This window comes from Streptomyces sp. NPDC058751, assembly GCF_042746485.1.
Taxonomy (GTDB): Bacteria; Actinomycetota; Actinomycetes; order Streptomycetales; family Streptomycetaceae; genus Streptomyces.
Window position 1 is genome coordinate 53,755 of record NZ_JBHYPZ010000050.1, and the last position, 10,237, is coordinate 63,991.

The window sequence follows — 10,237 nt, forward strand, 5'->3', positions numbered from 1 at the left end:
CTGAGTGCGGCACCGGCGTCGCCGCCACCGCTCTGTCCGGTTGGAGGGCTTGTTTCCTCCGTCGGCCACCCGGTGGGATCCATCTCCCGAGCCTGATTCGCCGCGGCGGGTATTCACCCCTCTTGGGATGCCGAGGAACAGGCTGCCCCGGCAGCGGAGCGGGCGTCATCACGCCTCCGCGCCGCCGGCGGTGGTGCCGCACGACTGACGTGTGGAGCCAATCGGCCCTCGGCGTCCGCACCGCCTCGCATGCAAGGGAGGACTGTTGGCTGCAGCCGAACGGCTCCATCAAGGGCCCGGTCGGCCCACGCGCCAGGTGACTCCTTCGCAGGACGCTGGAGGAGAGAAGGAAGGAGAGGAGGCAAGCATGAACGGCGTGATGGAGCGGCTGGCCGGCTTTCCGCCGCTGCCCGACCTGTTCGGCTGGGCCGAGGGGGGATTTCCCGGGATGCACATGGCTCCGGGGCTGCACGGCATCCGCGTCGAGGAGTATCTGAAGGACGGTTCCTACGTCTTGCGCGCCGAACTTCCGGGTCTCGACCCCGACAAGGACGTCGAGATCACTGTGGAGGACAACGTTCTGACCCTGCGGGCGGAACGCAGTGAAGAGACGACGGAGAAGCACCGCACAGAGTTCCGCTACGGCACCTTCGTTCGTTCCGTTCGCCTTCCGGCCGGAGCGAAGGGGGAGGAGGCGACAGCGGAGTACAAGGACGGAGTTCTGACCATCACGGTCCCGGCCCCGGAGGAGAAGACGGGGACCAGGACCATCCAGGTGCGGCGCGGCTGAAGGCGGCCACGTCGGGCCGCATCAATTGTGCGTGGCCGGTGGATCACCGGCCACGCACATCGCTGTCCCCTTGATGACCCGAGGACGCACGGCAACTCGATTGCAGAACGGCACACACGCCGCGGTTGTGCGCGGACCTCGCCCGGCGGGCCCGCTCGGGGCTGCGGGACTACGGCCTGCCTGAGGAGGAGGTCCGGATACCCTGAAGGAATGATCGAAAATCTTCCTCCCTGTCCGACGTGCTCGTGTGAGTACACCTACGAGATGAACGCCCTTGTGGTGTGCCCGGAGTGCGGCCACGAATGGGTTCCTGCCGAAGGCGGTGCCACCGCTCAGGAGCGGGTTGTCAAGGATGCTGTCGGCAATGTGCTGCAGGACGGCGACAGCGTGGTGGTCGTCAAGGCGCTCAAGGTCAAGGGGAGCCCCTCAGGGATCAAGGCCGGCACCAAGGTGCGGAGCATCCGGTTGGTCGACGGTGTCGACGGCCATGACATCGACTGCAAGGTCGACGGTTTCGGGGCGATGCAGCTCAAGTCCAGCGTGGTCAAGAAGGCCTGATCCGTGACTCGCGGGTGACCGGGCGGCAACGTAATGTGGAGTTGCAAAATTTAGCAATTGCTTAGATGCTGCATTTGCTGTGTCTGCAGGTAGCCGCAGGCACAGCACTTCATGCCTGCCCCGGGTGGGGCGCCGTCCGGGAAGGTCGAGGAGTCGTGTCGGTTCCGCTGTACCAGGCCAAGGCCGAGTTCTTCCGGATGCTCGGGCATCCCGTGCGGATACGGGTGCTGGAGCTGCTCCAGGACGGACCGCAGCCGGTGCGGGAGCTGCTCGGGGAGATCGAGGTGGAACCGTCCAGCCTGTCGCAGCAGCCGGCGGTGCTACGCCGGTCCGGGATCGCTACCGCCACGCGGGACGGCTCGACGGTCGTCTATGCGCTGGCCGGCGGGGACATGGCGGACCTGATGAAGGCCGCACGCCGGATCCTGACCCAGATGCTGTCCGGGCGCAATGAGCTGCTGGCCGAGCTGCTGGTCCCCGAGGTCGCCGCGCGATGACCTCGGGGATCAGCCGGGTCCTGGCCTGGATCGCCTCGCTGCTGCCCGCCCGCGGCGACCTGGCGGAGATGGGACGCAGTCCCCGTCGGGACTTGCTCGCCGGACTGACAGTGGCGATCGTCGCGCTGCCGCTTGCCCTCGGCTTCGGCGTCTCCTCCGGGCTCGGCGCCGAGGCGGGCCTGGCCACCGCCGTCGTTGCGGGCGCCGTCGCCGCGTTGTTCGGCGGATCGAATCTGCAAGTGTCGGGGCCGACGGGCGCCATGACGGTGGTGCTGGTGCCGATCGTGGGCCGGTACGGTCCGACAGGCGTTCTCACGGTCGGCGTGATGGCGGGCATGATGCTCGTCGGCCTCGCTGTGCTGAAGGCCGGGCGGTACATGCAGTACGTGCCGGCGCCGGTCGTCGAGGGCTTCACGCTGGGCATCGCGTGCGTGATCGGGCTGCAGCAGGTTCCGGCCGCGCTCGGCGTACCCAAACCGGAGGGCGACCGGGTACTGGTGGTGACCTGGCGGGCCGTCGAGGAGTTCGTGCGGCACCCGAACTGGACGGCCGTCGCCGTCGCTGTCGCGGTGGCCGTGGTCATGCTCGTGGGAGCCCGGTGGCGTCCGACCGTGCCGTTCTCGATCGTCGCGGTGATCGCCGCCACGGCCGTGGCACAGGCCGCCGGGCTGAGCGGGGCGAAACCGATCGGTGAACTGCCCTCGGGGCTGCCCGCGCCCTCGCTGTCCTTCCTCGACCTGGGTTCGCTGGGCTCCTTGCTGGCCCCTGCCGTGGCGGTCGCGGCGCTGGCCGCGCTGGAGTCACTGTTGTCCGCATCGGTTGCCGACGGCATGACCGTCGGTCAGCAGCACGACCCGGATCGGGAACTGTTCGGCCAGGGCCTCGCCAACATCGCCGCCCCGTTGTTCGGTGGTGTGCCGGCGACCGGGGCGATCGCGCGCACCGCGGTCAACGTGCGCACCGGTGCGAGCTCCCGGCTCGCCGCGCTCACTCACGCCGCGGTCCTCGCGGTGATCGTCTTCGCGGCCGCGCCTCTCGTCTCGAAGATCCCGCTGGCGGCCCTGGCCGGTGTCCTGCTGGCCACCGCGGTTCGTATGGTCGAGGTCGGTTCGCTGCGGGCGATGGCGAAGGCCACCCGCTCGGACGCGCTGATCCTCTTCCTGACCGCCGCCGCGACGCTGGCCCTCGATCTCGTGTACGCCGTCATCATCGGCCTGGCCGTCGCGGGCGCTCTCGCGTTGCGCGCAGTTGCCCGGCAGGCCCGCTTCGACCAGGTCCCTCTCGACCACGGTGACCACACCGCCGAGGAACATGCCCTGCTTGCCGAGCACATCATTGCCTACCGCATCGACGGGCCTTTGTTCTTCGCCGCCGCGCACCGCTTCCTGCTGGAGATGACCGAGGTGACCGACGTACGCGTGGTGATCCTTCGCATGTCGCGGGTGTCGACGATGGACGCGACCGGGGCACTGGTACTCAAGGACGCGGTCCACAAGCTGAACCGGCGCGGAATCGTCGTCCTGATCTCCGGGATCAGGCCGGGGCAGCGCCGAGTCCTCGACTCTGTCGGCGTATTGGACCTCCTGCGGCTGGAGGGAGCCGAGTACGCCACTACCCCTGAAGCGATTCGCGGGGCCCGCGGCCACCTGGAGAGGACCGGGGTCCTTCACGCTGCCCGGAAGTCCGCCCGCAACGTCACAGAGATGAGAGAGGGAGGACCCCGATGAGCGCCGCTCCCGCCCCCCTGCGCATGGTCGAGGTCTCCGGCGCGGAGGCACTGTGGCTGCTGGAGGGGGCCGCGTCGGGCCGTCTGATCTTCGTGCAGCGGGATCTGACTGTCATCCGCCCGGCCCGGCACGTATGGGAGTTCGGGCGGCTGGTGGTGCGCACCCCTGTGCAGGCTGCTGCGGGCCGACTGTCAGCGACGTACCACGTGGACGAGGTCCGGGCCGCGACCGGCACCGACTGGACAGTGACCGTCGCCGGGCCCGCCGAGGTGATCACCGACCCGAACGAGGCCGCCCACTACCGCCGAACACTCGCCGGCTGGAGCCACGGCCCGCACGATGCGATCATCCGCATCCGCCCCCAGACGGTATCCGGCTTCCGGCTGGACCAGGGGGCTGAGAGCTGATGTCCAGGCTGTTCGAAGCCCTGCCCTACCGGCACGTTCTCACCCTGCCCACCGAGCCGTCCGCTGTCCGGCTGTGCCGCCAGACCGCTGAACAGACCCTGACCGAATGGGGGATCAGCCTGCGCCACCCCACTGTCGACCCGGCGCTGCTGATCCTCAGCGAACTGGTCACCAACAGTGTCCGGCACGCTGTGACGCTCTCCCCCCAGCTCACCGTCATCTATGCGGCCGGCTCCGACTGTCTGGCTTTTGCCGTCCACGACCGCCACCCCCACCAGCCACCGCTGTACGGGGCCGCGATCGGCACGGGGGCCGGTGGTCTGAGCACCGTCATGGAACTCACCCTCGGCCTGGGCGGCACCGCCGTCGTCCGCGGCGACGCCGACGGAAACGGCAAAAGCATCTGGATCACCCTGCCCCTGTGATCAGCGCCGATCCAGGAGGGCGAGCCGGACAGGCACCACCCACAAGAAGGTTCGTCATCATGACGATCGAATGGCACTACACCGCCGGAGAGGATTTCAGTGTCCTCTCCCTCTCCGGGTACCTCGGACCCGAGGGCGCGCATCGCTTCACCGGTGCCATCGGCTGGGTCCTGGCCCGCGGCACCGGTCCGGTAGTCGTCGACATGAGCGGGCTGCGCAGCTGGTCGGTCAACGGCCAGCTCGCCGTGATCGAGGCATCGCGCCGGCTCGGCGCACGTGGACGCAGCCTGGAACTGGCCGCGATCCCCGCCGACGGCTCCCTCGTACCTGACGGCGACTGCCCGCCCATCACCATCCACACCGACCTTGCGGCGGCCGTCGCGGAACATGACGCCCACGGCCAGGGCGGTGACGGTCAACGGCAGTGGCGTACCAGCGGCTGGTCCGCCTGAAACGCCGGCCGGTCAGACCGGCGTGTGACCGCCTGCCTCCGGCCGCCCATGCCGAGGCGTGGATGCGGACCGGGGCGGGACCGTCACAAAATTACTCTCCCGCCCCGGAGAGTGAGCGCCGGACGTGCTTCAACGCGCCGAATTGACAACGGACTTGAGTGGGGACGGTCTGATGCGGACGGCAGCGTCCCCGGGAGACTGTGCGGCGTGCTCTGCATGCCGGTTCCCGGTCGTCTCACCCCCCATGACGGCCTGGAGTCGTCCGCTTCTTGAGCGATGTCCGCCAGGTAGATACGGACCAGTTCCTGGCCCGCGGCTCACCGGCCCGGCAGGCACCGCGCGCAGTTCTTCAGATGGCCCTCTTACGCTCGGTAGCTCCTGAGCGCGGTGGGCGTGAGGATGCTCTCCATACCGGGCCTCCCCGCGGTCGCACGCCTGGAGGCGTACTCTCTGTTGGACGATTCCCCCGTCGAGCATATGCGGTGATCCTTGCGCCCGGGCCCGGAACACGGTTGCATCCCGGCTCATGAGTGTCACGGTGCTGTGGCGGTGAAAGCGCGGTCGCCATCCAGGACCGGTACGACCGGGCAGGTGTCTTCCTCGTTAGCGATCGCCACGTCTTCGGCGAAGCCGGGCACGGCTAGTTCCCGGCCCGAGACGCCGCCCGTGATGGCGTGGGGATGTCGGTGGTGCATTCGCCGTAGACTCGGGCGGCCGCGGCCTCCGCAGAGAGCGGGCCTGCCCCCTGGGCGTGCAGGTCGGAGATGAGCACGCCTGCGCCGAGGACGCCTTCCGGAGCCGGGCGCAGGCTGCCGTCCGGCCACTGTTCACCCGCGGCGATCACGGTGACGGGCCGCTCGGGGGTGTCGTAGCTGTGTGAGGTGATCCAGTTGCCGACCGCGGTGATGTTGTGCAGACAGGCCGCGATGACCGGTACGTCGGGCCGTGCGGCATCGGTGATGGTGTTGCAGTGCGGGGACGGCGGTACCAGGCGGGAGGCGAAGGGAGCCTTGCGCTGCTGAGCCGGGGACAGGGACCACGAGCCGTCGGGCGTGATGAGGCTGCGGGCGACGGCCAGCCGCGCGCTCGACCGGCGGGCGTAGACGGCGGCGGCTATTTCGGCACCGGCCCGTTCGGCAGCGGTGGCAGTCGGAACGGCAGGGCTCTGCTGCCCGCCTGGACGGCGACGCCGACCGCCGTCGTGAACGACAGTACGTCCACCATCCCCAGACAAGCAGCCTCGGCAGCCAGGCATCTCGCCCCGGCCTGCCCCCATTCGAAACGGATCCCGCTGCCGGACTGCGCCGCCCAGTCGCCCACCCCGCGCCTTTTCTCCCCTGTCCCAGCGAAGATGCGTCAGCCGCGGTTCGGGTCTGCGGCAGTTTTCCTGGCCCGGCCGCCGAAGGACAGCTTCAGCATGCGCGCCTCGCCGCAGCGCGGGCACTGTCCGTCCGGGCCGACGGCGCCAGGGCGGCGTTTGAGGCGGCATGCGGGGCACGTGAGCCAGACGACGCCCAGACCGTGCAGCGGGGTGATTCTCACTCAAGCCTCCGATGGCGTCCCGCCAGGTGGTGTAGGGGGTCAAGACACCGGAATCCGCAGGCCAGGGACGTTACTCCGCTCGATCGGATGTCCAACTCACCCTGCCGGGAGGCTTCGTGGGCTGCCGCCCCCACGCAGATCGCCATCAGCCTCGAAGCGGAATACGCGGCGATTGATCCCTTGCGCCACGTCGCGGGACACGACCAAGCCTCCTCACGCAACCTATGGACTTGCTAATATTGGCAAGCCCATAGGTTGTCACTGCTTGATTCGGGTGGACGAGTCCTCGCCCCCGGATTCGGCCCGGCCGCCTTCGCAGGCGAAGATGGCGCCATGTTGTTGACGAGTGGGTGGATGCGATGCGCCAAGGGCCGGCCGGCCCGGCCGGACTGCTGTTCCGGGGAGGCGACGGCGCGATGAGCACGCCGCTGTACCAACTGAAGGCCGAGTTCTTCAAAACACTCGGGCACCCCGCCCGCATCCGCGTCCTGGAACTGCTCAGTGAGCGTGAACACGCCGTCGCGGAGATGCTGCCCGAGGTGGGCATCGAACCTGCGCATCTGTCCCAGCAACTGGCTATGCTGCGCCGGGCGAACCTGGTGGTGACGCGCAAGGAGGGCTCGACGGTGTACTACTCCCTGACCAGCCCGTACGTGGCGGAACTGCTCAAGGTCGCACGGATCATCCTGTCCGAGGTGCTGACCGGGCAGGCCGAACTGCTCGCCGACCTGAAGGCCGCTCAGCAGGAACCAAAACCGCCGTCGTAGCGACGGCTCTCGATCGGTGGCCGCCTCCCGGGAAATTGGACAGCACTCTGGGTACCAGGAGGCGGCCGCTCTTCTCGGAAGGGCCATGATTTTCCATTCGAGGGAAGGCCTCCTGGTCGCCTGCGGACCACTCCCCACCGAGACAGGGAGGGTTCATGGGCCTGCCGTGCAAGATCCGCGAGACCGGACGGGTGGCCGAGCCAGCGTCCCGGCGCCCGGGGGCGACGTCCTGCCGTCCGCTCGGGAGTTCGCCGGTCCGGTGCAGGTTGGCTGTGTGGACGCCGGGTCCTGCAACGGCTGCGAGATCGAGATCGCGTCCGCCTTCAGCCCGGCATACGACGCCGAACGGTACGGGGCCCGGCTGGTGGCCTCGCCCGGCACGCGGATGTGGCACTGGTGACCAGGCCGGTGACACGGAACATGGCGGTGCCTGGCTGTCCGCCCAGGCTCTTGTTGTGGCTGCGCTGCGGCAGGTGCCCGACCGGTGAACATGCTGCCGACCACTCTTGACACAGGCGCCGGGATGGCCCTGGTGGATGGGCTGGCGCGGGGCGTTCCTGCCAGGAGCCCCGGGGAAGCGTCGCCAGATATATCCGGCAGTGGTGCTCCGGAACCAGACCGGTCGGCCAGAGGCCGAAGAACTGTCGGTTATTTGTGCGCGTGCTCGCCCAGGTAGAACAGCAGCCACACAAAGCCGGCGAACAGATGGGTGCCGAAGATGTAGAAGCCCGCCCGGATCGCGACACCGCGCTCGATCCAGCTTTCGCGGTCCTTGGGCTTGCTTTGGGGCCGCTGGCTCGCAGGCCGGTCAGCCGTCTGGTCATCCACCGTGTCGTCTCCCTGTATTCCCGCGATCGCTGTGTGCTGACGAAGGCCCGGCACTCATGAGGGCATGGGGAACCGGACGAGGACGGCCTTGCCGTCGTGACCTGCGGCCGTTTCCATGTTGACGGTGCCGCCGAACGCGGTGGCCAGCTCGGTCACCATCAGCAGCCCGACCCCCATTCCAGCGGGGGTGAGGTCGGGCAGGCGTGGCTCAGTATCAGCCACGCTGACGACCAGGTGCCCGGCACCGACCGTGATCCCGACGTTCGTGCCCGGTGAGCGGGGAGCGTGCCGGAGCACGTTGGTGACCAGCTCGCTGACCACGAGCAGCACCGCGTCCGCGAACGCCGAGCCGGCAGTGACCCCGGCGTCGGCGAGGTATCCGGCCATCGCCTCGCGGGCCCGGGTCACCGCCCCGGGTCCCACGGACACTGCGACAATGTGGTGCCGCGCCGGTAGTGGCAGTTGCTCGACGGCTGCTGCGGGCTTGCCCCGGTGCCAGGAGGGCCGGAACGGACCGGTGCCCCTCATCGGGCTGGCCCCAGCTCGTTCAGCAGGTCCTGCCGTCCGGTCAGCAGTACGGTCAGGACCCGCCGCGCCGCTGCGAGCAGCTCTGCGACATCGCCGCCCGCCAGCTCGTAGACCACCGTCGATCCGGTGCGGGTGGCGGTAACGATCCCGGACCGGCGCAGTACCGCCAGCTGCTGGGACAGGTTCGAGGGCTCGACCTCCATCGCAGCCAGCAAATCGCGCACCGGCTTCGGGCCGTCCTGTAGCAGCTCCAGGACCCGTATTCGTACTGGATGCCCGAGCATCCGGAAGAACTCGGCCTTCGCTTCATACAGCGGAACCGGTACCACGATCACCCTTCCAGGGCCTCTTCGTCGGGATCAATGTCATGTATCCGGGCCAGGCGCAGCGCGTCTTCCAATTCGCCCTGTGCCATGGCCACCTCGTACGGGCTCTCGGCATCGAGAGCGTCCGTGAGACTGGCCCGCGCCTTGCGTACCCGCTCCAGCACGGCCTCGACGAACCCGCCCACCCCGGACCACCTCACCTGACCTGCCTATCAAGGCAACTAGTGAATTGAAGAACTCTTCAAGTCTAGTCGACGCTGCCGACCTGTTCCCAGCAGGCTGCGGGAGCCGTGCTGTCCGGCCGGCTGGTGTCACCGTGCTCCGGCGGGGGGTGCCGTCGCCTCCAGGGCCGACAAATGCAGGTGTCTTCCTCGACGGTGATCGCCACGTCTTCGACGGAGTCAGCCGCGGCCGGATTCCGGACAGGCGCTGACGGTGATCACGTGAGGGGTGTCCGGCGTGCACTCGCACAGCCGCAGCCTGTGCGGAGGGCGGGCCTGCCCCTTGGGGGTGCAGGTCGGAGATGAGCGGCGCTGGCGTCCAGGACGTCTTCCGGAGCCGGGCGCCAGGCTGCCGTCCGACCGTTGTCCGCGCCAGTCGGAGAGAAGTCTTGGTCCGGACACCGAGGTGCAGCTCGGCGTGCGCCTCGCCGCAGCGCGGAACTCCGCCACTCCCCACCATTGATTGATCCAGGTCGGCTACCTGCGGGATCCGCCCCGGCCGGTGGCCAGTTGCTCGCCACGGTGCGGCGACGCCCAGGAGGGCGCCGCCGCGGAATGTGTCCGCCCCGGTCCTTCTCGCTCAAAGCCACGCGCATTCACTGTTTGAGATCATGCTGATATGGCGACTTGAAGAAGTCTTCACATTGTGGGCACGCGTAAGCCCCGGAGCTCCGGTCGGCCTAGATTTCCAGTTGGCCCTCGACGCGCTTGAGGTGGTGGCGGGCCATTGCCAGGTTCGATCGCGCCCTGTCGAGCACGAGGTAGAGGAACAGGCCGTTGCCGCTGCGTCCGGCGACCGGCCGGATGAGGTGGTACTGCTTTCCGAGGGTGATCAGAATGTCCTCGATCTGGCTCTTGAGACCCAGCTGCTCCATGGCGCGCACCTTCGCGCGGACGACGTCCGTATTGCCGGCAGCGGCAATCGTCATGTCCAGATCCTTGCCCCCTCCCAGGGTTCCCAGTGCCATGCCGCTGGTGTAATCGACAACGGCTGCCCCCAGTGCGCCTTCGGCTTCGGTCATCATTTCCTTCAGCGACACTTCCACACTCGCCATAGCGTCTCTCCTTGGTTGTCGGTCACGCGGCAGGACCGGCACTGCCGGGTCCCCCCGGAGTCCCCCCCCGCTAGGACATACCGCCTCACCCACCGAGACAAAACCACGGTGAAA

15 protein-coding genes are annotated in these 10,237 nt (G+C 68.6%); 9 read left to right on the plus strand and 6 right to left on the minus strand.

Annotated elements, in window-relative coordinates:
• Positions 1-367 precede the first annotated feature (367 nt).
• From ACFW6B_RS34580 to ACFW6B_RS34610, 7 genes are all read left to right on the plus strand, one after another.
• Positions 368-790, plus strand: coding sequence for an Hsp20/alpha crystallin family protein (locus ACFW6B_RS34580; RefSeq protein WP_386602528.1), 423 nt, complete (start codon positions 368-370; stop codon positions 788-790).
• Between the two features lie 210 nt (positions 791-1,000).
• A complete protein-coding gene (locus tag ACFW6B_RS34585; RefSeq protein WP_151466981.1) occupies positions 1,001-1,348 on the plus strand; it encodes a zinc ribbon domain-containing protein YjdM in 348 nt (115 codons plus the stop codon).
• 155 nt (positions 1,349-1,503) lie between these two features.
• The gene (locus tag ACFW6B_RS34590; RefSeq protein WP_386602532.1) at positions 1,504-1,845 is read left to right on the plus strand and encodes an ArsR/SmtB family transcription factor; all 342 of its coding nucleotides are present in this window, start codon (positions 1,504-1,506) and stop codon (positions 1,843-1,845) included.
• Positions 1,842-3,572 (plus strand): SulP family inorganic anion transporter, encoded by a 1,731-nt coding sequence (locus tag ACFW6B_RS34595; RefSeq protein WP_386602534.1) that lies wholly within the window; start codon positions 1,842-1,844, stop codon positions 3,570-3,572. The genes ACFW6B_RS34590 and ACFW6B_RS34595 overlap by 4 nt, the downstream gene beginning before the upstream one ends.
• Positions 3,569-3,979, plus strand: coding sequence for a pyridoxamine 5'-phosphate oxidase family protein (locus tag ACFW6B_RS34600; protein WP_386602536.1), 411 nt, complete (start codon positions 3,569-3,571; stop codon positions 3,977-3,979). Before ACFW6B_RS34595 ends, ACFW6B_RS34600 begins: the two co-directional genes overlap by 4 nt.
• Entirely contained in the window at positions 3,979-4,404 is a 426-nt protein-coding gene (locus ACFW6B_RS34605) for an ATP-binding protein (RefSeq protein WP_151466985.1), read from the plus strand. Before ACFW6B_RS34600 ends, ACFW6B_RS34605 begins: the two co-directional genes overlap by 1 nt.
• 59 nt (positions 4,405-4,463) lie before the next feature.
• Positions 4,464-4,856, plus strand: a complete 393-nt coding sequence (locus tag ACFW6B_RS34610) for an STAS domain-containing protein (protein WP_386602539.1) — start codon at positions 4,464-4,466, stop codon at positions 4,854-4,856.
• A gap of 640 nt (positions 4,857-5,496) precedes the next feature.
• Here ACFW6B_RS34610 and ACFW6B_RS34615 read toward each other — a convergent pair.
• Entirely contained in the window at positions 5,497-6,090 is a 594-nt protein-coding gene (locus tag ACFW6B_RS34615; RefSeq protein WP_386602541.1) for a hypothetical protein, read from the minus strand.
• Positions 6,091-6,814: 724 nt separating this feature from the next.
• Between ACFW6B_RS34615 and ACFW6B_RS34620 the strand changes: the two genes are divergently transcribed.
• Together ACFW6B_RS34620 and ACFW6B_RS34625 are read left to right on the plus strand one after the other, a co-directional pair.
• A complete protein-coding gene (locus ACFW6B_RS34620; RefSeq protein WP_386602543.1) occupies positions 6,815-7,165 on the plus strand; it encodes an ArsR/SmtB family transcription factor in 351 nt (116 codons plus the stop codon).
• A gap of 274 nt (positions 7,166-7,439) precedes the next feature.
• Entirely contained in the window at positions 7,440-7,565 is a 126-nt protein-coding gene (locus ACFW6B_RS34625) for a hypothetical protein (RefSeq protein WP_386602545.1), read from the plus strand.
• Between the two features lie 248 nt (positions 7,566-7,813).
• Here the strand turns inward: ACFW6B_RS34625 and ACFW6B_RS34630 are convergent, their stop codons facing one another.
• The 5 genes from ACFW6B_RS34630 to ACFW6B_RS34650 all read right to left on the minus strand — a co-directional run bounded on the left by ACFW6B_RS34630 (position 7,814) and on the right by ACFW6B_RS34650 (position 10,123).
• Positions 7,814-7,993 carry a DUF6126 family protein gene (locus ACFW6B_RS34630; RefSeq protein WP_386602546.1) on the minus strand — a complete coding sequence of 60 codons (180 nt, stop codon included), beginning with the start codon at positions 7,991-7,993 and terminating at the stop codon, positions 7,814-7,816.
• A gap of 54 nt (positions 7,994-8,047) precedes the next feature.
• Positions 8,048-8,422, minus strand: a complete 375-nt coding sequence (locus ACFW6B_RS34635; RefSeq protein WP_386602548.1) for an ATP-binding protein — start codon at positions 8,420-8,422, stop codon at positions 8,048-8,050.
• 95 nt (positions 8,423-8,517) lie between these two features.
• Positions 8,518-8,856, minus strand: a complete 339-nt coding sequence (locus ACFW6B_RS34640) for an ArsR/SmtB family transcription factor (protein WP_386602550.1) — start codon at positions 8,854-8,856, stop codon at positions 8,518-8,520.
• Positions 8,853-9,032 (minus strand): hypothetical protein, encoded by a 180-nt coding sequence (locus tag ACFW6B_RS34645; RefSeq protein WP_386602552.1) that lies wholly within the window; start codon positions 9,030-9,032, stop codon positions 8,853-8,855. Before ACFW6B_RS34645 ends, ACFW6B_RS34640 begins: the two co-directional genes overlap by 4 nt.
• 716 nt (positions 9,033-9,748) lie before the next feature.
• Positions 9,749-10,123: a hypothetical protein gene (locus tag ACFW6B_RS34650; RefSeq protein ID WP_386602554.1), complete on the minus strand. Its 375-nt coding sequence runs from the start codon at positions 10,121-10,123 to the stop codon at positions 9,749-9,751.
• Positions 10,124-10,237: the final 114 nt, after the last annotated feature.